Below are 23432 nucleotides of genomic sequence, written 5' to 3'. Positions count from 1 at the left end.
AGACCGCTCCGCGAGCGGGCGCGGCGTGCGACGGTCGTGGGGCGTGACGGACGCCGGTCTTCACGGGTGGGACTCCCTTTCCGCCGCCATTGAACGTCGCTCCAGCCAGCTTGGCCAGGGCGCAGTGAGGCGTCGTCCGGTCCCTCCGGCTCGCCGCCCTCGCCGGGGCGCCTCAGGGGCCGGGCGCCTCCACGGGACGCCGGGCCATGACGATCTGTCGGACCAGCACCTCGCCGCCGGCGGCGGCCTCGGCGTCCCAGCGGATCTGGCGGATCACGGCGCCCATCCAGTCGCGGCCGCCCATCTGCGGCGCGGCCATGTCATAGGCCAGGACCGCATCGGCGCCCTCCGGCGGCGGGGCCTCCGTCGGCAGGTTCATGAAGCGGGCCGATTCGCCGTGCCGGTCGGTGACGTAGTAGAGGGCGCCGTCCCAGGCGCCCGCCGTCCGAAGACGCACCAGGCTGACCGCCACGAGGCTCGCCTGGATCCCAGGCACGGCGAGGTCCCCCGGCGAGCGGAGCTTCGCATCGCCGGTGTCGGCGCGCAGAATCACGCCATCGCCGGGGCGGCGGCTCAAGGCGCCGCCCTCGGCTGTGAAGCCCGCGGGGCCGCCGGCGAAGTCCCACAGCTTCACCGCCTCCAGGGGCGCCCCGTCCAGCAGGATCTGACGCGAGGGCGCGCGCCATTCCAGGCGCGGGCGCCACGGCTGGACTGGCCCGTCCGGCTTGTCGCAGGCGCAGAGGGGCGCGGCGGCCAGGCCGCAGATCGCGCCGCGGCGGGTCAGGCTCATGGCGGGCCTCGTCGGAAGACGGCCAGGCTGTCGCCTTCGAAGGTCGCCCGCCACGGCGCGGGGGGCGCCTCCGGCCCGATGACCACCAGATCGTCGAATCCGGCGAGCGCCTCGGCGGGCAGGGGCCCGGGCGGGCGAACGCGGACGTGGACCTGACCGTCGTAGCGCAGGAAGGCGATGTGGCCGGCGTTGTTGTCGTGGGCGATGACCGCCGCCGGCCCCGGCGCGGCGTCGGTCAGGGCCCGGGCGACATGAAGCTCGTCCTCCAGTTCGCTCCGGGGCGCTGCGATGTCGCGGCCCACCCAGGCGTCGTCATAGACCGTCGACAGCAGGCCGAACGCCACGAAGGCCGCCGCCCAGGTGCGCCAGGGGCTGGCGCGAAGGACGAGGGCGAGGGCGGCGGCCACAACCACGACCAGCGCCAGGGGACGCAGGGGCAGGGGCGGCACGAAGAGCCATCGCTCCGGACGCGGCGCGAAGAAGGCCGACAGCGCGGCGCTGTCCCAGGGAAAGAGGGTGAGACCCGTTCTGCAGGCGACGAGCAGGCCGAGGGCGCCGACGAGGGGCAGGAGGGCCATCATGATCCGCTCGACCCGCCCCGCGGCGGCCCAGAGGCTGGCCAGAGGCCGCGCCGCGGCGATCCACAGCAGCGGCGCATAGAACTCGAAATAGCGGCCCCAGAGGCGGTTCTCCTCGCCGGGAATGGCGGAGACCTTCACCGCGAACAGGAGGATCATGCCCAGCGCCGCCGCGAAAGCCGTCAGCAGGAACAGGCCGGCGAGTTCGTCCGGGGCCGCCGGCCCGCCGGATCTCCGCCGGCGCCACAGGGCGCGCCCGATCGCCCAGGCCGGAAGGCTCGTCAGGAGAAGGGCCGAGGACCCCAGGGCCAGCGCCGTGGCCAGACCTGTCCTCAGTGGCGCTTCCGGATGGCGGCCGAAGGCGTCGGCATAGGCGCCGCCGAGGAAGAAGGCGAACGGCTCGCCCGGGGCGCCGGCGAGGGTCTGGATGGCCGCGCCAGTCAGCAGGAAGGCCGCGGCGAACAGGGCGCCCTGACCGAGGGCGGCGAGGGGGCGGGCCATCCGGAAGACCACGGCGCCGACGAGCAGGCCCGCCATGGCCGGCAGGACCGCCACGCCGTGCGGTTTCAGAAGGACAAGTGCGGCTGCGCCCATGCCGGCCAGGAGGGCGTGCAGCCACGGCCGACGCGGCATCAGCCACGCCGTCAGGCTGGCGAGGGCCGCCAGCCCCAGCACATAGAGCCCCTCCGGCATGGCCGTGACCACGAAGCGGTAGAAGGGGTAGGCGAGGGCGACGGCGAGCGCGCCCAGCCCCGCGCCGCGCCCGGCGCCGCCGAGCACCCGGTGGAGGAGGAGCAGGCCGCCGAAATAGGCTGCGAGCCCGATCAGCCGCAGCCAGGGCAGGACGTTCAGCGTGAGGGCGTCGACGAGCCGCGCCACCAGCAGATAGAGCGTGTTGCCGACGGGATGGACCGTGGGGTGCAACTCCGGCCGGGCCGCCAGGGCCTCGCCGTGGAGGGCGCGGATCAGATAGGCGCCCTCGTCGCTGGCGTAGAGCGGAAGCTCCGGGAAGATCCGGTTGACGTAGAAGAGCAGGACCGCCGCTCCGGCCAGGCCGAGTGTCAGATCCGCGACGCGGCGGACGGACGCCGGCGACCGCACGGCCGAAACCAGACTGTACAACGCCACCGCAACGCCCCTGGATGGCCCGCCCAACGGGCGTCGGCAATCTCACAGAGCCATAGGTTGCATTTGCGACGCCTTGATGGCCACAGAAAAACGGCCGCCCCGGAGGCGGCCGTCTTCTGCATCGCCATGCGGCGAGGCTAGTTCTTCAGCGCGTCGCGGGCGCCTTCCTTCAGGTCGCCGACGCCCTTCTGGACCTTGCCCTCGGCCTGATCCATCTGGCCTTCGGCTTCCAGGCGTTCATTGTCCGTCGCCTTGCCGGCGGCTTCCTTGACCTTGCCGCCCATATCCTTTGCGGCGCCTTCGGCTTGATCCTTATGCATCTGAATCTCCTGCTGTTTCAGCGGCGACCCCGGTGCGGGGCGTCTTCAGGGAGATAAGCGTTGGCGCGGCGATCCGTTCCGATGGCCAAGCTTGGAGAACGCCTTGCGGCCCGGGGATTTCGGCCGCCTCGCATTGCACCACAGGCGGGGGGCGGCTATCTGCTGAGCCGACTTTCCCCATCGCAATCTTCAGGGCGGACGCGGCACCATCCATGGCGCAGCAATACATTTTCCAGATGCAGGGCCTGACCAAGGCCTATCCCGGCAACAAGAAGGTGTTCGAGAACATCTGGCTGTCCTTCTACCCGGACGCCAAGATCGGCGTGGTCGGCGTCAACGGCTCGGGTAAGTCGACCCTGCTGAAGATCATGGCCGGCCTCGACACCGAATTCTCCGGTGAGGCCCGCGCCGCCGAAGGCACCAAGATGGGCTATCTCGAGCAGGAACCGCAGCTCGACGACAAGCTCGACGTCTGGGGCAATGTGATCTCGTGGTGCGAAGAGAAGAAGATCTTCGACCAGTACAACGCCGTCGCCGCCAAGCTGGGCGAGGACTATTCCGACGAGCTGATGGAGGAGATGACCGCCCTCCAGGAGAAGCTGGACGCCGGCGATCTGTGGGACATCGACTCCCGCATCGAGATGGCCATGGACGCCCTGCGCTGCCCGCCGAACGACTGGCCGGTGGACAAGCTGTCGGGGGGTGAGAAGCGCCGCGTGGCGCTGGCCCGCCTGCTGCTCTCCAAGCCCGACATGCTGCTGCTCGACGAGCCGACCAACCACCTCGACGCCGAGAGCGTCGCCTGGCTGCAGCACCACCTGGAGAACTTCCCCGGCTGCGTGATCCTGGTCACCCACGACCGCTACTTCCTGGATCAGGTCACCAAGTGGACGCTGGAGCTCGACCGCGGCAAGGGCATCCCCTACGAGGGCAACTATTCGGCCTGGCTGGAACAGAAGGCCAAGCGCAGCGCCCAGGAAGAGCGCGAGAGCGAGAGCCGCAAGCGGACCATCGAGCGCGAACTGGAGTGGGTGCGCTCCTCGCCCTCGGCCCGCCGGTCCAAGTCCAAGGCGCGCCTGGCCGCCTTCGACGAACTGGTCAACGCCTCGGAGCGCGAGAAGCAGACCTTCGCCCAGATCCAGATCCCGCCCGGCCCGCGCCTGGGCCATGTGGTCATCGAAGCCGACCACCTGGAAAAGGCCTATGGCGACAAGCTCCTCTTCAAGGACCTGTCCTTCAAGCTGCCGCCCGGCGGCATCGTCGGCGTGATCGGGCCGAACGGGGCGGGCAAGTCGACCCTGTTCAAGATCCTCACCGAGCAGGAGACGCCGGACCAGGGCTCGATCCGTCTGGGCGAAACCGTCCAGCTCTCCTATGTGGACCAGCACCGCGACGCGCTCGACCCGAACAAGACCGTCTGGGAGGAGATCTCCGGCGGGCTCGACATCATGAAGGTGGGCGCGCGGGAAATCCCCAGCCGCGCCTATGTGGGCAGCTTCAACTTCAAGGGCGCCGACCAGCAGAAGAAGGTGGGCCTGCTCTCCGGCGGTGAGCGCAACCGCGTCCACCTGGCCAAGACCCTGGCCTCGGGCGGCAACGTCATCCTGCTCGACGAACCGACCAACGACCTGGACGTGGAGACCCTGCAGGCGCTGGAAAGCGCGCTGGAGGACTTCCCCGGCTGCGCCGTCGTCATCAGCCACGACCGCTGGTTCCTGGACCGCCTGGCCACCCACATCATGGCCTTCGAGGGCGACAGCCACGTGGAGTGGTTCGAGGGCAACTTCGAGGCCTATGAAGAGGACAAGAAGCGCCGCCTGGGCGCCGACAGCCTCATCCCGCACCGGATCAAGTTCCAGAAGTTCAGCCGCTAGGGCGCCAGCGGCCGACTTAAGGTTGTAACGCTGTTCTTGACGTTGTAGCTCTCCCCGGCCGCGTGGGGCGGCTGGGGGAATTGCCGTCATGACCATCGTCGCCGCCGCAGCCGAGCTGAACTTCGACGAGATCTATCTGGGCGCGCTCGGCGAGCGTGTGATCACCAACTACACTTCGGGCTTCGCCCAGGCCGAGGGCGGCGGGGTGATCGATCGCTACTATGGCGACTTCATCTTCAACGGCGACGGGGCCCTGGTGGGGGGGACCCTCACCCAGTACATGCAGATCGTCCAGGGCGTCCTGTCGCTGCACATCTACAATGTCTCGGTTCCGATCGTCGATCTGGCCTTCGGCATCTTGAACGACGTCACGCTCGGCGAGCTTCAGATCTTCAACGGCGCCGACCTGATGACCGGGTCGGCGTTCAACGACCTAATCCGCAGCCAGGGCGGCGCCGACCAGGTCTATGGCGGCATGGGCGCGGACACCGTCTTCGCCGGCCTGGGGAACGACTCCATCTGGGGCGGCGAGGGCCGCAGCTTCCTGCGCGGCGAGGACGGCGACGACAGCCTCACCGGCGGCTCCGACTTCGACGACCTGCACGGCAACATGGGCGACGACACCCTGCGCGGCGGCGCCGGAAGCGACTGGGTCGTGGGCGGCAAGGATCAGGATGAGCTGCACGGCGACGCCGGCGCGGACGTCGTCTACGGCAACCTCGGCTCCGATGTCTGCTACGGCGACGACGGGAACGACCTCGTCCGGGGCGGCCAGAACGACGATGTGATCTACGGCGGCGCGGGCGACGACTGGCTGTCGGGCGACCGGCACAGCGACACGATCAGCGGAGGTTCCGGGGCCGACGTGTTCCACACCTTCGGCGACGCGGGCATCGACCGTGTGCTGGACTTCAACCGCGCCGAAGGCGACCGCGTCCAGGTCGATCCGGGCACGGTCTACACCTTCTCCCAGGTCGGCGGCGACGTGGTCATCAGCATGCAGGGCGGCGCCCAGATGGTGCTGGTCGGCGTCAGCACGGCCAGCCTGACGGGGGACTGGATCTTCGCGGCCTGACGGCCGCGATAGGTTCCGCCGCATCGCAGCAAATTTCTTCCGGAGCGCCGAGCGGGGCCGCGGAACCTCCGTTCACGCCGCCTGTTCTCCGCGGGACGAACAACCCCGAAAGGAGAACGCCATGGCGACGCCTCGCCTCGACGGCCGCAAGGTGGCCGTGCTGGCCACGGACGGCTTCGAACAGTCCGAACTCGAACAACCCGTCGCCGCCCTGACCGCGGCCGGGGCCACCGTCCATGTGATCGCCCCCAAGGGCGGGGAGATCCAGGGCTTCGAGCATCACGACAAGGGCCGCACCGTGGCGGTCGATGTCGAACTCTCCAAGGCCAAGCCGGCGGAGTACGATGCGCTCGTCCTGCCGGGCGGGGTGATCAATCCGGACGCCCTGCGCCTGGACAAGAAGGCCATCGCCTTCATCGCCGACTTCGTGGCGAGCGGGAAGCCGATCGGCGCCATCTGCCACGGCCCCTGGACGCTCATCAACGCCGGCGGCGTGGAGGGCAAAACCATTACCTCCTGGCCCTCGCTCGAGACCGACCTGAAGAACGCCGGGGCCAAGTGGGTCGACAAGGAGGTGGTGGTCGACCAGGGCCTCGTCACCTCCCGCAAGCCCGGCGATCTGCCCGCCTTCTGCAAGAAGGTGATCGAGGAGATCGCCGAGGGCCGTCACGCCCAGGCGGCCTGATCGGCCCGGCCAGATCCTCCGGCTGAAATCCAGCGCTCCAGGCGCCCTGGCCAGGGCGGGCTTCCGCCCGCTATAGGCGAGAGGCAACCTGGAGCGCTTTTTCATGTCCGAAGCCCCCGTCGTCCTCCTCTCCCACGTGATGCTGAAGCCGATGCAGGCGGCGCTGGAGGAGAAGGGCTATCGCGTCGTCCGCCGGTGGGACCTGGAGGACGCGGATCGCGCGCAGGTGCAGGCCATCGCGCACGCCGGCGAGGTGGTGCTCGAGCCGGAGTTCCTGCAGAGCCTGCCCAAGCTCGGCCTCATCGCCTGCATCAGCGTCGGCTATGACGGGGTGGACGTCGCCTGGTGCCGCGCCCGGGGCATAGAGGTGACCCATGCCCAGGGCCTCAACGCCGAGGATGTGGCCGACCATGCGGTGGGCCTGCTGATCGCCTCCTGGCGCAACATCGTCACCGGCGACGCCCATGTGCGCGAAGGGCGCTGGGCGCCCGACGACCGGCTGGGCGCGCGGCCGGCCCTCCGTGGGCGCAAGGTCGGCGTCGTCGGCATGGGCCACATCGGCCAGGCCTGCGCCACGCGGGTCGAGGCCTTCGGCATGACGGTGGCCTGGTGGGGGCCGAACCCGAAGCCGGAGCTCGCCTGGCCTCGCGCCGAGAGCCTGCTGAAGCTGGCCGAGGACAGCGACATTCTGATCGTCGCTTGCCGCGCCGACGCCTCCAACCGCGGGCTGATCTCCCGCGAAGTGATCGATGCGCTGGGCCCGCGCGGTCTGCTGGTCAACGTCTCGCGCGGCTCGGTCGTGGACGAGGACGCCCTGATCGCGGCGCTCAAGGACAAGCGGCTGGGCCGTGCGGCGCTCGACGTCTTCCAGCAGGAGCCGACGCCGCCGGCGCGCTGGGCCGACGTACCCAACACCGTCCTCTCGCCGCACGCCGCCGGGGGTACGCTGGAGTCGATCCCGCGCATGATCGGTCAGGCGCACGAGAACCTGCGCCGCCACTTCGCCGGCGAGCCCCTGCTGAGCCCGGCGCCCTGACGCCGCATTCTCCTTGAGCCGGCGCCCCACACCGCGTCAGAGTGGTCAAAGGCCCCGTCAGCGGGCGGGGGAGGAGAGCGGCATGGAAACCTTCGACGTCCTGATCGTCGGCGCCGGCCTGTCGGGCGTCGGCGCGGCCGTGCACCTGCGGACGGACTGCCCCGACCGCAGTTATGTCATCCTGGAAGGCCGCGAGGCGATCGGCGGCACCTGGGACATCTTCCGCTATCCCGGCATCCGGTCGGACAGCGACATGTACACGCTGGGCTACGCCTTCAAGCCGTGGACGGAAGCCAAGGCCATCGCCGACGGGCCGTCCATCCTCCGTTACATCCGCGAAACGGCGAAGGACTACGGCGTCGAGGAGCATATCCGCTTCGGGCACAAGGTCCGCCGGGCGAGCTGGTCGAGCGAGGCGGCGGCCTGGACGGTGGAGGCCGAGCGCGCCGACGGCTCGGTGGCGGAAATCCGCTGCAGCTTCCTCTTCCTGTGCGGGGGCTACTATTCGTACGAGGGCGGCTACGCCCCGGACTTCCCGAGCGCCGACCGGTTCGCCGGACCCATCGTCCACCCCCAGGCCTGGCCGGAGGACCTGGACTACGCCGGAAAGCGCGTCGTCGTGATCGGGTCGGGCGCGACCGCCGTCACCCTCGTCCCCGAAATGGCCAAGAGCGCGGCGCACGTGACCATGCTGCAGCGTTCGCCCACCTATGTGGTCTCGCGTCCGGCGGAGGACCGCTTCGCCAACTGGCTGCGGGAGAAGCTGCCGGCCCGGCTCGCCTACGGGCTGATCCGCTGGCGCAACGTCCTCTTCGGCATGTGGTTCTTCCGCCTGGCGCGCAACAAGCCCGAGCAGGTGAAGAGCCGGATCATCGGCATGGTGCGCGAACAGCTCGGGTCGGATTACGACGTCGAGACCCACTTCACACCCCGCTACAATCCCTGGGTCCAGCGCCTGTGTCTGGTGCCGGACGCCGACCTGTTCGACGCCATCAGGTCCGGCTCGGCCGAGGTGGTGACCGACCATGTCGAGACCTTCACCGAGACCGGCATTCGCCTGAAGTCCGGCCGTGAACTGGCCGCCGACATCATCGTCACGGCCACGGGCCTCAATCTGGAGGTCATGAACGGCGTCGCCCTGCAGGTGGACGGGCAGGCGGTGGAGCCGGCCAAGACGTATTCCTACAAGGGGATGATGTACTCGGGCGTGCCGAACCTCGCCTCGGCCTTCGGCTACACCAACGCCTCCTGGACGCTGAAGTGCGACCTGACCTGCGACTATGTCTGCCGGCTGCTGAACCACATGAAGGCCACAGGCCTGCGCCAGGCGACCCCGCGGCTGGGTTCGGAAGAGATGGCCGAGGAGCCCTGGCTGGACTTCTCCTCCGGCTACGTCCAGAGGTCGATCGACCGCTTCCCGAAGCAGGGGAGCCAGGCGCCGTGGAAGCTTCATCAGAACTATGCGCTGGACCTGTTGAATCTGCGCTATTCCCGGCTGGAGGATGGGGTGATGGAATTCTCCAACCCGCCTCGACCCGCCGAGCGCCCGGCCCGGGCGGCTTGACATAATCACATAAAGATATCTTTATATGGCCCATGCCGGTGTCTACGGGCCAGATCGTCGAAGTGCTGCGTGCGGCGGGGGAGCCGACGCGCCTGCGAATTCTCGCGCTCCTCTCCCATGAGGAGCTGTCGGTGCTGGAGATCTGCCGCGTCCTGGACCAGAGCCAGCCGCGCGTTTCGCGCCACCTGAAGCTGCTCGCCGAGGCGGGGCTGGCCGAACGCTTTCCCGACGGCGCCTGGGTCTTCTATCGCCTGGCGACGGGCGGCGACCCCCGGCGGCTGGTCGACCAGGTGCTCGACCTCATCGATCCTGCGGACGCCGTGCTGGCGCGCGACGCCGAACGCCTCCGGGCCGTCCAGGCCGAGCGGGAGACCGAGGCCGGCGAGTACTTCGCCCGCAACGCTGCGCGCTGGGACGAAATCCGTTCGCTCTATGTGGCCGACGAGGCGGTGGAGGCGGCCATCCGCGACGCGGTCGGCGGCGGCCGCTTTCGCCGGCTGATCGACCTGGGCTCGGGCACTGGCCGCATGCTGACCCTGCTCGGCCCCTCGGCCGACGAGGCGCTGGGCCTCGACCTCTCGCAGCAGATGCTCAACATCGCCCGAAGCCATGTGGCCCGGGCCGGACTGGAGCACTGCGAACTGCGCCACGGCGACATCTTCGGCACGCGCCTGCCGGACGGCGCCGCCGACCTCGTGGTCGTCCACCAGGTGCTGCACTATCTCAACGAGCCGGCCGTGGCGGTGCGCGAGGCCGCGCGCCTGGTGGCGCCGGGCGGACGCCTGCTGATCGTGGACTTCGCCCCGCATGCGCTGGAGTTCCTGCGCGAGCAGCACCAGCACCGCCGCCTGGGCTTTTCCGAGACCGAGATGTCCCGCTGGCTGGAGGACGCCGGCCTGTCGGGCGTCCAGGTCCGCACCCTGCCGCCGGCCCGCGAGGCCGGACTGACCGTCAAGATTTGGAGCGCCCAGCGCGCGCCGCTCCAGGAGAGGAACGCCGCATGACCTTCATTCCCCCCAACGCGCTGGGGCCCGTGGCGCGGGCCGGCGCCGGCGTCGCCCAGCGGCCCAAGGTGTCGTTCGAGTTCTCGCCGCCCAAGACGCCCGAAGCGGAGGCCAATCTGTGGGAGGCGATCCGCAGGCTGGAGCCGCTCAATCCGGAGTTCGTCTCGGTGACCTACGGCGCCGGGGGGTCGACGCGCGAGCGCACCCACCGCACCGTGGTGCGGATGCTGAAGGAGACGCGGCTCAGGCCCGCCGCCCACCTGACCTGCGTGGAGGCTTCCCGCGAAGAGGTGGACGAGGTGGTGCGCGACTACTGGGCCGCCGGCATCCGCCACATCGTCGCCCTGCGCGGCGATCCGCCGGGTTCGCTCGGCGGCGTCTATGTCCCGCGGGAAGACGGCTACCGCAACGCCACGGAGCTGACCGCGGGCATCCGCCAGATCGCTCCCTTCGAGGTCAGCGTCAGCCTCTATCCGCAGCAGCATCCGGAAAGCCCGTCGATCGACCACGACATCGACGTGCTGAAGGCCAAGGTGGACGCCGGCGCGACCCGGGCCATCACCCAGTTCTTCTTCGACATCGACGCCTTCCTCCGCTTCATGGAGAAGGTGCGGGCCGCCGGCGTCACCATCCCGATCTCGCCGGGCATCATGCCCGTGTCCAACTACAAGGGGCTGATGAAGATGGCCGCCCCCTGCGGCATCCCGCTGCCGGGCTGGCTCGCCAACCTGTTCGACGGCCTCGACAAGGATCCGGAGACCCGCAAGCTGATCGCCGCCTCGGTGGCGACGGAGATGTGCGCGCGTCTGGCCGAAGAAGGCTTCTCCGACTTCCACTTCTACACGCTCAATCGCGCCGACCTCGTCTACGCCATCTGCCGTGTGCTGGGCGTGCGGGAGGACGGACCGGCGCCGGCCGCGGAGGCCGCGGCATGAAGAGGCTCGCGCCTGTTCTCGCCGCCGGCGCAGCGCTGCTCGCGGGCGCCGCCCAGGCTCAACCCGCCAGCTGGAGCGCGCCGGGCGAGCCGCTGCAGATCGGCGGCAACCTCTACTATGTGGGCACCGAAGGCATCGCCGCCTTCCTGATCACGACGCCCGAGGGCCACATCCTGATCGACGGCGCCATGCCCACCAGCGCGCCGCTGATCGAGGCCTCGATCCGCAAGGTCGGCTTCGACCCGAAAGACGTGAAGATCCTGCTGAACACCCACGCCCACTTCGACCATTCGGGCGGGCTGGCGCAGCTGAAGGCCGACACCGGCGCAACGCTCATCGCCAGCGCGGCCGACAGGCCGGCCCTGGAGAGCGGCGAGTACGTCGGCTCCGAGGAGGTCGCGGCCTTCGACTTTCCGCCGGTGAAGGTCGACCGGGTGATCGGCGACGGCGAGACGGTGGAACTGGGCGGGGTCGCCCTGACCGCCCATCTGACGCCGGGCCACTCGCCGGGCTGCACCACCTGGACCTTTCCCGTCCAGATCGCCGGCAGGACGCGGCAGGCCCTCCTCTACTGCTCGACCTCGGTGGCGGCCAACCGGCTCGTCTCGAAGGACGAGGGGCCGCAGTATCCCGGCATCGTCGAGGACTATCAGGCGAGCTTCGAGAAGCTGGGCCAGATGAAGGCGGACGTCTTCCTCGCGCCCCACGCCGAGCAGTTCGGCCTGACGAAGAAGCGGGAGAGGCTCGCGGCCGGAGACGCCGAGGCCTTTGTCGATCCCACCGAACTCCCCGCCGTCGTGGCCGCCAGCAAGGCGGCCTTCGAGACGGCGCTGAAGACCCAGAAGGAGACCGCGCGATGAGCAAGGTCCAACCCGGCCGCGCCGAACGCATCGCCCGCCTGAAGGCGATCGCCAAGGAGCGGATCCTGATCCTCGACGGCGCCTGGGGCGTCATGATCCAGAAGCGCAAGCTGGCCGAGGCCGATTATCGGGGCGAGCGGTTTAAGGACCATCCGGTCGAGCTGAAGGGCAACAACGACATCCTCTGCCTGACGCGGCCGGACATCATCGCCGAGCTGCACGACGCCTACTTCGCCGCCGGCGCCGACATTTCCGAGACCAACACCTTCTCGGCCACCACCATCGCCCAGGCCGAGTACGAGGCCGGCGAGGCGGTCTACGACATCAACTTCCAGGGCGCGAAGATCGCCCGCGAAGTGGCCGACCGCTGGACGGCGAAGGAGCCGGACAAGCCGCGTTTCGTGGCCGGTTCGGTGGGGCCGCTGAACCGCATGCTCTCCATGTCCTCGGACGTGAACGATCCCGGCGCGCGGACGGTCACCTTCGAGCAGGTCTACCAGGCCTATCGCCAGCAGATGATCGCCCTGCACGAGGGCGGCGTGGACCTGTTCCTGATCGAGACCATCACCGACACCCTGAACTGCAAGGCGGCGGTGAAGGCGATCCTGGACCTCGAGGACGAGGGTTACGAGCCGCTGCCGATCTGGATCTCCGGCACCATCACCGACCGGTCAGGCCGGACCCTGTCGGGTCAGACGGTGGAGGCCTTCTGGAACTCCGTCCGTCACGCCAAGCCCTTCGCCATCGGCCTGAACTGCGCGCTCGGCGCCGACCTGATGCGGCCGCATATCGCCGAATTGGCCCGCATCGCCGACACCCTGGTCTCGGCCTATCCCAACGCCGGCCTCCCCAACGCCATGGGAGAGTATGACGAGACGCCCGACCAGACGGGGCACCAGCTGCACGAGTGGGCCGAAAGCGGCCTGGTCAACATCCTGGGCGGCTGCTGCGGCACGACGCCCGACCACATCCGCCACGTGGCCGACGAGGTCCGCGGGATGACGCCCCGCCAGGTTCCGGAGCGGCCCGCGGCGCTTCGACTGGCGGGCCTTGAGCCCTTCGAGCTCGCTTGAGCCTTTGATCTTCTGACGACTTGCGGGAGAAGGAGCCGCTGGCCAGTTCGGCGGCTCCTCTGACTTATCGGAGCACCATGCGTCCCACCTTCATCAATATCGGCGAGCGGACCAACGTCACCGGCTCGGCGAAATTCCGCAAACTGATCGTCGAGGGCGATTTCGCCGAGGCGCTGTCGGTCGCGCGTCAGCAGGTGGAGGCCGGGGCGGCCGTCATCGACGTCAACATGGACGAAGGCCTGCTGGATTCGAAGCAGGCCATGGTCACCTTCCTGAACCTGATGGCCGCCGAGCCCGACATCGCCCGGGTTCCGGTGATGATCGACTCCTCGAAGTGGGAGGTGATCGAGGCAGGCCTGCAGTGCGTGCAGGGCAAGTCCATCGTCAACTCGATCAGCCTGAAGGAGGGCGAGGAGGCCTTCGTCCGCCAGGCCAAGGCCTGCCTGCGCTATGGCGCGGCGGTGGTGGTCATGGCCTTCGACGAGCAGGGACAGGCCGACACTGCGGCGCGCAAGATCGAGATCTGCACGCGGGCCTATCGCAAGCTGGTCGACGACATCGGCTTCCCGCCCGAGGACATCATCTTCGACCCCAACATCTTCGCCGTGGCGACGGGGATCGAGGAGCACGACAACTACGCCGTCGACTTCATCGAGGCGACGCGGGCGATCAAGGAAAGCCTGCCGGGCGCGCGGGTGTCCGGCGGCGTCTCCAACGTCTCCTTCTCGTTCCGCGGCAACGAGCCCGTGCGCCGGGCGATCCACTCGGTCTTCCTCTACCACGCCATCGCCGCCGGCATGGACATGGGCATCGTCAACGCCGGCGACCTGCCGGTCTATGACGAGATCGAGCCGGAGCTGCGCGAGGCGGTGGAGGACGTGATCCTCAACCGGCCGCAGCGGACCAACATCTCCAACACCGAGCGGCTGGTGGAGCTGGCGCCCAAGTACAAGGGCGGCAAGGGGCAGTCCAAGGGGCCGGACCTCGCCTGGCGCGAGGGCAGCGTCGAGGAGCGGCTGAAGCACGCCCTGGTGAAGGGCATCACCGAATTCATCGAGGAAGACACCGAGGCCGCCCGCCAGCAGGCCGAGCGGCCCCTGCACGTCATCGAAGGCCCGCTGATGGCCGGCATGGACGTGGTCGGCGACCTGTTCGGCTCAGGCAAGATGTTCCTGCCCCAGGTGGTGAAGTCCGCCCGGGTGATGAAGCAGGCCGTCGCCTACCTGATGCCCTTCATGGAGGCCGAGAAGGAGGGCAAGCCCCGCGAGGCCGCCGGCAAGGTCCTGATGGCGACGGTGAAGGGCGACGTCCACGACATCGGCAAGAACATCGTCGGCGTCGTGCTCCAGTGCAACAATTACGAGGTGATCGACCTGGGCGTCATGGTCCCGGCCGACCGGATCCTGGACGAGGCGGAGAAGCACAATGTCGACATCATCGGCCTGTCGGGCCTGATCACGCCGTCCCTGGACGAAATGGTGTTCGTGGCCAGCGAGATGGAGCGCCGCGGTTTCGACATTCCCCTGCTGATCGGCGGGGCGACGACGTCGAAGACCCATACGGCGGTGAAGATCCAGCCGGCCTACAAGCGCGGTTCGACCACCTATGTGCTCGACGCCAGCCGGGCCGTCAGCGTGGTCTCCGGTCTTCTCTCGCCCACCGAGCGCGAGCGCATCCAGGCCGAGACGGCGGCGGAGTACGAGCGCGTGCGCGAGCAGTACGCGCGCGGCCAGACCAACCGCGCCCGCGCCAGCCTGGAGGAGGCGCGCGCCAAGGCCTTCTCCATCGACTGGGCCGACTACGACCCGCCGCGGCCGCACGTGACGGGACTGCAGGTCTTCGAGGACTACGACCTGGCGGACCTCGCCGCCCACATCGACTGGACGCCCTTCTTCGCCTCCTGGGAACTGGTCGGCCGCTTCCCGCAGATTCTGGACGACGACGTGGTCGGCGAGGCGGCGCGCAGCCTCTATGCCGACGCCCAGGCGATGCTCGCCAAGATCGTCGAGGAGAAGTGGTTCACCGCCAAGGGCGTGGTCGGCTTCTGGCCGGCCAACGCCGACGGCGACGACGTGGTGGTCTATGCCGACGAGTCGCGTGTCACCGAACTGGCCCGCTTCCACACCCTGCGTCAGCAGATCGCCAAGGCCGACGGCAAGCCCAACGTGGCGCTGGCCGACTTCATCGCACCCATCGGGACCAAGCCCGACTGGATCGGCGGCTTCGCCGTCACCGCCGGCCACGGCGAGGCGGAGATCGCCGCGCGCTACAAGGCCGCCGGGGACGACTACAACGCCATCCTCGCCGCCGCCCTGGCCGACCGCCTGGCCGAGGCCTTCGCCGAGGCCATGCACCGCAAGGTCCGCACGGAGCTCTGGGGCTTTTCGCCCGACGAGCCCTTCGACATCGACGCCCTCATCGCCGAGAAATACCAGGGCATCCGGCCCGCGGCCGGCTATCCCGCCCAGCCCGACCATACGGAGAAGCGGACGCTCTTCGCCCTGCTGGACGCCGAGGCCAGGGTCGGCGTGAAGCTCACCGAGAGCTTCGCCATGACGCCGGCCTCGTCGGTCTCGGGCCTCTACTTCGCCCATCCGCAGTCGCACTATTTCGGCGTCGGACGGATCGAAAAGGACCAGGTCGAGGACTATGCCCGCCGCAAGGGGTGGGCCGTCACCGAGGCCGAACGCTGGCTGGCGCCGATCCTGAACTACCAGCCCTGAGGGCCGGGCGGCAGGTCAGGTCCGCGCCGTCGCCGGTCCGCTGGCGACCGGGGCGAGGCTGGGCGACAGGGGGCTGAGGATCGCGAGCAGGCCCAGGGCGGGGCGCCCCTTGTCGCGGCGACGGGCGAGCCAGATGGCCACGCTGGGGGCTGTGACCGCCGTCCGTCCTGCGCCCAGCAGGCCATAGGCCACCTTGATCGGCCAGCCGCCGAACCAGCCGAAGTGCAACACGACCAGCACCCCGAGGATCTGCTCGCCGAGCGTGCTTCCCTCGACGCGAGCCTGATGGATCAGCTCGCCCTGGCCGTCAAAGGTGAAGCCGTCGCCCAGCGGGCAGGGCAGGGCGGCCTTGGGCTTGCATCACGGGCCATTGCGCAATCAAAGGGCCCGAAGCAGCGTCCCCGAAGCAGGGGGCCCGCTTCCATCGCCGGAAGCCTTGAGAGGATGTATGGACACGATCGATGACAAGACTGCGGCCGCCGCCTTTCGCCGTCTGGTGGAGCATCTGCGGCTGCGCACCGACGTCCAGAACGTCGATCTGATGGGACGGGCCGGATTCTGTCGCAATTGTCTGGCTGACTGGCTAAGCGAGGCCACGGGCGGAGCCCTGAGCCGGGATCAGGCCCGAGAGGCGATCTACGGCATGCCCGCGGCCGAGTGGAAGGCGCGCCACCAGACGGAAGCCACGCCGGATCAGCTGGCGCGGATGGAGGCCAGCGTCGCCCTCAACGAACAGCTTCGGCGCGGCCTCGCCGACTGAAGCGCAAACCAGCCTGGCCGTAAGGCGTTGTTCCGCGGAAGGCCCTGCGCGCCGCCACGGCCCGGGCGCAACTGTGGAGACACGACTTGCGACACCTGATCACGACCAGCCGCAGGCTCGCCGCGCCGGCGCTCGCCGCCCTGGCGCTCGCCGCCTGTTCCGGTGAAAGCGCCGACGATCGCGATCCCTATGCGGGACTGAACGAAGCCATCCAGCAATGGCGCGTCGACCTCGTGGCGTCTGACGCCTGTCCGGCCCCGCCGGCCGAGGCCCTGACCGAGGGCCAGGGCGGCGCCGACGGCTGCCGCAATTTCGCCGTCGCCTGCAAGGTCGAGGGCGAGCTGACGGAGGCCGAGGCCGAGCAGGGCGGGGCCAAGGTGCTGACGGCCATGCGCTGGGAGGCCTGGAACCCTGAGAGCGCCGAGTTCCGCACGACGTCGGCGGCCGCCAACTTCCTCAAGGTGGGGGAGACCTGGACGCGGTCCGATGCGCCGCCCGTCAACCTGACCACCTGCCGGCCGCTGGACTTCGGCCAATAGCCCAAAGGAAAGGGGCGGCGCCTTGCGGCGCCGCCCCTGGAGTTTCGAACCTCTCGCTTCAGATCAGAAGCGCTTGGTCACGTTCAGCTTGAAGTAGCGGCCGTACGGATTGGCCGTGAAGGGGTCGTACGACAGGTCCAGCCGGGCGAACGGCGGGTCCTGGTCGAACACGTTGATCACCGTGGCGCTGACCGTCGTGTCCCAGGGCAGGAAGACGCGGTAGGCGATGTCGGTGGTCACGAAGGCGTCGATCTTCTGGCCGTCGGGGCCGTTGGAGAAGGTCGAGGTGCCCGCGCGCGTGTCGACCATGTCGTCGATGTAGCGCAGGGTGGCCCGGACGTTGTGGATGTCGCGGTTGTATTCCGCGAACACCGAACCCCGCCATTGCGGCTGGGAGCCGTAGCCCAGGTAGTCCATCGTGCCGGCATAGTCGGTGGCCTCGGCCACCTGGACGCCGTCGATGACGTTGGCGTCGACCGAGTATTCCAGGACATAGGTCAGATCGAGACCGAAGTTCATGTCCCCGCCGAGCACGTCACGCGCGCGGTAGGAGGCGGCGACGTCGATGCCGTTCGTCTTCACGTCCGGACCGTTCACGTAGTTGATCCGCACGCGGTTGATGTTCGCCGCGGTGCAGGCCCCCGTGCCGCCGAAGGTGATCCGGCTGACCAGGGGCGAGGAGCAGCCCGCGCCGTTGGGGCCGAAGATGGCGTTGACGATGTCCGAACCGGATTCGTTGTCGATCGGACCTTCGAAGTCGAAGCTCCAGTAGTCCACCGAGGCGCGGAAGTCGCCGAAGTCGACCAGGGCGCCAAGGTTCAGCGTCTGGGCTTCTTCCGGCTCCAGGTTCGGATTGCCGAAGGTGTCGTAGGCGCGATAGCCGCCGGCGACCGAGGTGTAGGCCAGGGACGTCGTCGAGGACGGCGTGATCTGGGTGATCGGCGGGGCGCGGAAGGTCGAGCCCGCCGAGGCGCGGAAGGCCAGCCAGTCGGTGGCCTGCCAACGGACGGCGACCTTCGGGTTGGTGGTCGAGCCGACATTGCCGCCGTAGTCCTCGTACCGGACCGCCAGGGTCAGGTTGAGGGAGTCGGTGACCGGCACAGCCATTTCGCCGAAGAGGGACACGACCGACTGGTCGAGGTCGTAATCCTCAAGCGCGCCGAAGAAGGTGAAGGGGCCGTTCTCGCGGCCGGGGCAGGTCGCGGCGGGGTTCACCGAGGAGTCGGGGCAGGGGCTGACGGCGACGTTGGTGAAGTCGCTGTTCTGACGCTCCAGCGCGCTCCAGCGGTACTGGGTGCCGAGGGCCCAGCCGATCGGGCCGCCGCCGAAGTCCACGGGCAGCTCACCATTGAAGACCAGGTCGGCCGTGTAGAGCTGCGAGCGGATCTCGTAGGCGTACTCGTCGAAGATGTAGTCGAGCACTTCGCGGCTGTTGGCCGTGCCCGCCACATAGTTCGGGTTGGTGCGGCCATCCACGGCGTTGGCCGGGGTGCCGGACGAGAACGGGTTGAACCACAGGCAGCCGTTGGCGCCGGGGGTCGTGCCGGTGCAGCTGTCGCCGCCGAAGCCTTGCAGGGCGCGCTGCAGGCGGCCCACCAGGATGTCGGGGGTGGCGATGTCGCTGGTGTTGTCCATGTAGGTCATGGACGCATCCCAGCCGATGCCGCCGCCGAACTCGAACTCGCCCTTCAGGCCCGCCGAGATGCGGTAGGCGTCGAAGCGACGCTTGTCATGCTTGGCCGCGCCTTCGAACAGGTCGTTGCCGTCCACGCCGATCGGACGCCAGGCGATGGAGGTGAACAGGCCCGCCGTGCCGGCCGAGGCCGGAACCTGACCGGGATAGCTGGCCAGCAGGGCCTGGAGGCCGGGGTTGGCGGCCGGGATGAAGTAGCCGTTGCCCTGGATTTTGCCCGACAGCGCCGAGGACGGATAGTTGTTCGGCGGATAGGACGGCGAGGAGTGCTCCATCGACACGTCGTGACCGGCATAGAGCGCTTCCACATGGAAGGTCGTCGTGTCGGTGATGTCGAAGTTGAACTCGCCGTACAGCTGCCAGTGGTCCTCGTCCTCCACCAGGTTGTTGAACCCGATGTACTGGAACTGGCAGAGCGTGCCCGTCTGCGGGCCGGAGATCACGTTACAGGCCGGGTCGACGACCGGCGAGGTGTAGGTGACGCCGCCGTTCGTGCTGGCCAGGTAGAGGCCCGGATTGCCGAACGAGGACCAGCCGCCCTGCGGGTTTTCCTCATAGGGACGCACGGCGAAGTCGCGCTCGGTGGTCGGCAGTTCCGAACGGTGACGGTAGCCGGCGGTCAGCAGCATGCTGGACCGGTCGGTGGTGTGGCCGTAGGCGATGCTGGTGTTGTAGTCGCCGTCCGAGCCGTCGATGAGCGAATAGCCGGCCTGCAGCTCCAGCCCGTCGAAATTGCGGCGGGTGATGAAGTTGACGACGCCGCCGATGGCGTCGGAGCCGTAGGTGGCGGCCGCGCCGTCCTTCAGAACCTCGACGCGGCCGATGGCGGCGGTCGGGATCAGGTTGGTGTCCACGTAGATGGAGCCGGGCGACGTCGCCATGCGGCGGCCGTTGAACAGCACCAGGGTCCGCTCGGCGCCCAGGCCGCGCAGGTTGGCGCTGCCGGCGCCCGTGGTCTGGCCGGCGCCGAACTGGTTCGATTCACCGACCGCGCCCTGCATGGCGGGGATCGACTTGATCAGGTCGACCGTCGAGGGCGAACCCTGCTTCTCCAGTTCGTCATTGCCGATGACGTTGACCGGCAGAGCGGCGTCTTCCGGCGTGCCGGCGATGAACGAGCCGGTGACCACGACCTCTTCGACCACGGTGGTCGCGTCGGCGGTCTGCGCGGACGCCTGACCGGCGCCGAGCGCCGCGGCGACGGCGAGGGCCGAAGCTGTCATCAGATAATGCGAGCTTCTCATGCGTTTCCCCATCTATGAGTTTTCTTCAGTCCAGCAGGCCGGAGACCGACCCGTCGCGGGCTAAAAACAGAGGGGTTCGTTCGAAAATCAAGTTTCTTATGCAGGGTACGCAGAAGCGCCGCTGTATAAAAACGCCGGTCGAGCGCAAAAACGTGTCACAGCGTTACACATATAACGCAGGTACGTCAGAATAGGGCGGATGGGCTTACGCCGCTCTCCGAAAAACGACCGTACAATCAATGGTCGACAATCTTCGCAAGCGTCAAAAATCAGCGAAACGCCAAACTGTCGCAAGACAGCCACAGTGTTGGCGGAAATCGCTCGGGCTCGGTCCCGGCTACGGTCTCCACGCCCTTCGGCCCCGCCTCGGCGGCCATACCAGGCCGATGAATCTGGCCGGAGTCGCTTACCGGGTCATGAGTCGCAGCGGGGGCGCGGACAGAAGGCGGCGTGGCCGGGGCGCGCGGGACAGCGCCTGGGGCAAAGAAAAAGGGGCGGCTCCGAAGAGCCGCCCCGCAGAGGCGATTGCCGTATCCAGGATCAGAACTTCTTGCGAAGACCGATCTTGAAGTTGCGGCCGTAAACATTGCCGATCGCCGGATCGTACGAGTACTCCAGCCGCGAGGCCGACGGGTCTTCGTCGGTGACGTTCAGCACCGAGGCGGTGAGCGTCAGGTCCCAGGGCAGGAACACGCGGTAGGTGACGTCCAGCGTGACGAACGGGTCGACTTCCTGGCCGAAGGTGACCAGCTGGCAGCCCGTCGTGGTCGTGGCGTTGGCCACGGTGCACGGGGCGGCCGAGAAGCCGGTGTTCACCACGGTCGGGCCACGGTTGTCGGTGACGCCGTCGATGTAGTTCACCGTAGCGCGCACATTGTGCTCGCCGCGATCGTACTCGGCATAGAAGGCGCCGCGCCATTCCGGAACGGTGCCCGGCAGGCGGTCGTAGTTCGCGTAGCCGACGGCCTCGTAGGACGGGGTCACCTGCACGCCGTTGTAGGTGAAGGCGTCCTGTTCGTATTGCAGGACGTAGCTCACCGTGGCGTTCAGGGTCATGTCGCCGCCGAACACGTCACCCGGATAGTCATAGGTGAGGGTGGCGTCGATGCCCGAGGTGCGCAGCTCCGGACCGTTGACCAGGTCCGACCGGATCCGGGAGATGTCCGAACCCATGGTCACGCCCTGGACGCAGGCGTTGTTGTTGGAGAAGGTCACCAGGTCCCGCAGCGGGTGCGAGCAGTTGACGAACTGGGCGCCGTTGCCCGGGCCGTTGCCGACCAGGTTGCCGACCACGTTGGCCGGAACGCGGACGATCTGGTCCTCGAGCTTGATGTTCCAGTAGTCTACCAGGGCGCGGAAGTCGCCGAAGTCCATCACCGCGCCGACGGAGTAGGTGAGAGCCTTCTCCGGGCCGATGTCGGGGTTGCCGAAGGCGTCGACAGACTTGAAGGCGTTGCCGGCGGCCTGGATGCCCGACAGACCCGTCGCCCCGCCCGGAGCCCGGTCGGTCGGCGTCGGACCGCGGAAGGTGGAGCCCACCGAACCGCGCAGCGACAGCCAGTCGGTGGCGTCCCACTTCATCGACAGCTTCGGGTTCGTGGTCGAACCCGTCTCGCCGCCGTAGTCCTCGAAGCGGACCGCCAGCTGAGCGTTCAGGTTGTCGAGGACGGGCAGGTTCAGCTCGCCGAACAGGGCGTAGATGGACTCGTCCACGAAGTAGGGTTGCGACTGGCCGAGGAACATGTACGGGCCGGTCTCGATCGCGCAGCTCGTGTCGCCCGGCACGGGGCAGGGCGTGATGTTGCGATCGTAGAAGTTGCTGCCCAGACGGCGGGTCTGTTCGGACGAACGCCACTGCGCGCCGGCCGCCCAACCCACTTCGCCGCCCGGCAGGTCGAAGCCGGTCATGCCGTTGAAGACCAGGTCGAGGACGTAGAGCTCGTTGGTCGTCTCGCCGATCTGATCGTCATAGAGCCAGCGGGCCAGTTCCTGGGAATTGGCTTGAGCCGGGTTGTAGTTCGGGTTGGTCGTGCCCAGCAGGGGGTTGCCCGGATAGGCGGTCGAGAAGGGGTTCAGCCACTGACAGCCGTTGGCGCCCGGCGTGTTGCCGGTGCAGTCCGGACCGCCGAGGCCGCGCAGCGCACGGTCGAGGCGGTTGATCAGGATGTCGCGGGTGACGCCGTAGGCCTGGTTCTTCGAATAGGTGAAGGACAGGTCCCAGCCGATGCCGCTGCCGAAGTCGAGCTCGCCCTTCAGGCCGGTCGCGATGCGGAACAGCTCGTAGGAGCGCTCGCCCTTCTGGCCGTCATAGCCGAACGCCGGGTTGCCGCCGCTGGCGAACGGACGCCACAGGGTCAGCTGCAGGCCCGAGGTCGGGATGGCCGCATAGGCGCCCGCCGCGCCGGCGGAGCCGAAGATCTGCGGATTGGCGGCGATGAAGGCCTGGACGTAGGGGTTCGACTTGGGCGCGAAGTACTGGGTGCTGCCCGGGCCGAACGGCCCCTGGGTCGGCGGATAGGACGGCGAGTAGCCGATGTTGGGCACGTCCGTCTTCGAGTACATGCCCTCGATGAAGAACTCGGTCGTGTCCGTCAGGTCGAAGTTCAGTTCGCCGTACAGCTGGTAGCGGTCGGTCTCTTCGATCAGGTTGGCGAAGGGAACGTAGCTGTAATAGCAGGCCGGCAGCTGGCTGGCGCCCGACTGGTAGACGCCTTCAAAGCCGCCGACGGCGCCGCAGGTGGACTCGCGGATCGAACCGACGGCGTCGCCGTAGTTCGGGTCGGGCGTGCCCGGGATGGTCGGCAGGTCGACGCCCAGACGGGCGACGTAGAAGCCGGGGTTCGACAGGAAGGACCAGCCCGACGGGTTGGTCGTGTAGTCCTGGTAGGACCAGTCGCGGTCCAGGGTGTCGAGCTCGGAGCGGTGCTGATAGCCGGCGGCCACGAAGACGTTGCCGCGCTCGCCCTGCCAGCCCCAGGCGGCGTTCAGGTTGTACTCGCCGTCATTGCCGTCGACGTAGCGGTACTCGCCGCCCACCTCGAAGCCCGAGAAGGTCTTCTTGGTGATGAAGTTGATCACGCCGCCGATGGCGTCGGAGCCATAGGTGGCGGCCGCGCCGTCCTTCAGGATCTCGACGCGGCCGATGGCGGCGGTCGGGATCAGGTTGGTGTCGACGCCGGTCAGCGGGTCGGTCGACATGAAGCGACGGCCGTTGAACAGCACGAGCGTCCGCTGCGGGCCCAGGCCGCGCAGGTTGATCGAGCCCGCGCCGATGGCGCCCTGGGCCGAGGTCGAGAACTGGTTGGTGTCCCCCAGAACCGGGCCGCTGACGGTCAGCGACTTGATCAGTTCGGTGGTGGAGGGCGAGCCCTGCTTCTCAAGCTCGGCCGAGCTGATCACGTCGACGGGCAGGGCCGCGTCTTCCGGCGTGCCGGCGATGAACGAGCCGGTGACGACGATTTCCTCGACTTCGGTCTGGGCCGAGGCCTGGCCCGCCGCGAGGCTGAGGGCGAGGGCGACGGCGGCCGTAGAGACCGTCGACAAGTATTTTG

The 23432-nt window shown here is 68.6% G+C and carries 18 protein-coding genes; 12 read left to right on the top strand and 6 right to left on the bottom strand.

The genetic code is table 11. The annotated features are described in order from the left end of the window. Positions 1 to 172: 172 nt before the first annotated feature. From H2041_RS00600 to H2041_RS00590, 3 genes are all read right to left on the bottom strand, one after another. Complete coding sequence (locus tag H2041_RS00600; RefSeq protein ID WP_293408336.1) at positions 173 to 790, bottom strand: hypothetical protein; 618 nt, start codon at positions 788 to 790, stop codon at positions 173 to 175. Next, positions 787 to 2496: a hypothetical protein gene (locus tag H2041_RS00595; protein WP_293408334.1), complete on the bottom strand. Its 1710-nt coding sequence runs from the start codon at positions 2494 to 2496 to the stop codon at positions 787 to 789. The genes H2041_RS00600 and H2041_RS00595 overlap by 4 nt, the downstream gene beginning before the upstream one ends. Before the next feature lie 137 nt (positions 2497 to 2633). Beyond that, the gene (locus H2041_RS00590) at positions 2634 to 2816 is read right to left on the bottom strand and encodes a CsbD family protein (RefSeq protein WP_293408332.1); all 183 of its coding nucleotides are present in this window, start codon (positions 2814 to 2816) and stop codon (positions 2634 to 2636) included. 212 nt (positions 2817 to 3028) lie between these two features. Between H2041_RS00590 and ettA the strand changes: the two genes are divergently transcribed. The 10 genes from ettA (at position 3029) to metH (ending at position 15645) form a co-directional block, all read left to right on the top strand. Further along, positions 3029 to 4690 carry an energy-dependent translational throttle protein EttA gene (gene ettA, locus H2041_RS00585; RefSeq protein WP_293408330.1) on the top strand — a complete coding sequence of 554 codons (1662 nt, stop codon included), beginning with the start codon at positions 3029 to 3031 and terminating at the stop codon, positions 4688 to 4690. Between the two features lie 88 nt (positions 4691 to 4778). Further along, complete coding sequence (locus H2041_RS00580) at positions 4779 to 5765, top strand: calcium-binding protein (protein WP_293408327.1); 987 nt, start codon at positions 4779 to 4781, stop codon at positions 5763 to 5765. Between the two features lie 121 nt (positions 5766 to 5886). After that, on the top strand, positions 5887 to 6450 hold the full coding sequence (locus H2041_RS00575; RefSeq protein ID WP_293408325.1) for a type 1 glutamine amidotransferase domain-containing protein: 564 nt from the start codon (positions 5887 to 5889) through the stop codon (positions 6448 to 6450). 103 nt (positions 6451 to 6553) lie between these two features. Beyond that, positions 6554 to 7486, top strand: a complete 933-nt coding sequence (locus H2041_RS00570) for a 2-hydroxyacid dehydrogenase (protein WP_293408323.1) — start codon at positions 6554 to 6556, stop codon at positions 7484 to 7486. An 82-nt stretch (positions 7487 to 7568) separates the two neighbouring features. Next, positions 7569 to 9050, top strand: coding sequence for an NAD(P)/FAD-dependent oxidoreductase (locus H2041_RS00565; protein WP_293408321.1), 1482 nt, complete (start codon positions 7569 to 7571; stop codon positions 9048 to 9050). A 32-nt stretch (positions 9051 to 9082) separates the two neighbouring features. Further along, positions 9083 to 10054, top strand: coding sequence for a metalloregulator ArsR/SmtB family transcription factor (locus tag H2041_RS00560; RefSeq protein WP_293408319.1), 972 nt, complete (start codon positions 9083 to 9085; stop codon positions 10052 to 10054). Next, positions 10051 to 10989 carry a methylenetetrahydrofolate reductase [NAD(P)H] gene (gene metF, locus H2041_RS00555; protein WP_293408317.1) on the top strand — a complete coding sequence of 313 codons (939 nt, stop codon included), beginning with the start codon at positions 10051 to 10053 and terminating at the stop codon, positions 10987 to 10989. Before H2041_RS00560 ends, metF begins: the two co-directional genes overlap by 4 nt. Further along, positions 10986 to 11849, top strand: coding sequence for a subclass B3 metallo-beta-lactamase (gene bla / locus H2041_RS00550; protein WP_293408315.1), 864 nt, complete (start codon positions 10986 to 10988; stop codon positions 11847 to 11849). Before metF ends, bla begins: the two co-directional genes overlap by 4 nt. Further along, complete coding sequence (locus tag H2041_RS00545; RefSeq protein WP_293408313.1) at positions 11846 to 12922, top strand: homocysteine S-methyltransferase family protein; 1077 nt, start codon at positions 11846 to 11848, stop codon at positions 12920 to 12922. Before bla ends, H2041_RS00545 begins: the two co-directional genes overlap by 4 nt. Positions 12923 to 12999: 77 nt before the next feature. Next, positions 13000 to 15645 (top strand): methionine synthase, encoded by a 2646-nt coding sequence (gene metH / locus H2041_RS00540; RefSeq protein ID WP_293408311.1) that lies wholly within the window; start codon positions 13000 to 13002, stop codon positions 15643 to 15645. A 15-nt stretch (positions 15646 to 15660) separates the two neighbouring features. Here the strand turns inward: metH and H2041_RS00535 are convergent, their stop codons facing one another. Continuing rightward, a complete protein-coding gene (locus tag H2041_RS00535) occupies positions 15661 to 15936 on the bottom strand; it encodes a hypothetical protein (RefSeq protein ID WP_293408780.1) in 276 nt (91 codons plus the stop codon). Positions 15937 to 16093: 157 nt separating this feature from the next. Here H2041_RS00535 and H2041_RS00530 point away from each other — a divergent pair, with 157 nt between their 5' ends. Continuing rightward, a complete protein-coding gene (locus H2041_RS00530; protein WP_293408309.1) occupies positions 16094 to 16405 on the top strand; it encodes a DUF1244 domain-containing protein in 312 nt (103 codons plus the stop codon). Positions 16406 to 16491: 86 nt separating this feature from the next. Further along, the gene (locus tag H2041_RS00525) at positions 16492 to 16944 is read left to right on the top strand and encodes a hypothetical protein (RefSeq protein WP_293408306.1); all 453 of its coding nucleotides are present in this window, start codon (positions 16492 to 16494) and stop codon (positions 16942 to 16944) included. A 63-nt stretch (positions 16945 to 17007) separates the two neighbouring features. Here H2041_RS00525 and H2041_RS00520 read toward each other — a convergent pair whose 3' ends face one another. Together H2041_RS00520 and H2041_RS00515 are read right to left on the bottom strand one after the other, a co-directional pair. After that, complete coding sequence (locus H2041_RS00520; RefSeq protein WP_293408304.1) at positions 17008 to 19881, bottom strand: TonB-dependent receptor; 2874 nt, start codon at positions 19879 to 19881, stop codon at positions 17008 to 17010. Between the two features lie 540 nt (positions 19882 to 20421). Continuing rightward, positions 20422 to 23424: a TonB-dependent siderophore receptor gene (locus H2041_RS00515; protein ID WP_293408302.1), complete on the bottom strand. Its 3003-nt coding sequence runs from the start codon at positions 23422 to 23424 to the stop codon at positions 20422 to 20424. Between the last annotated feature and the right edge of the window lie 8 nt (positions 23425 to 23432).

Source organism: Phenylobacterium sp. (assembly GCF_013911965.1).
Classification (GTDB): Bacteria; Pseudomonadota; Alphaproteobacteria; order Caulobacterales; family Caulobacteraceae; genus Phenylobacterium.
This window is presented reverse-complemented; position numbering and strand designations above follow the sequence as displayed.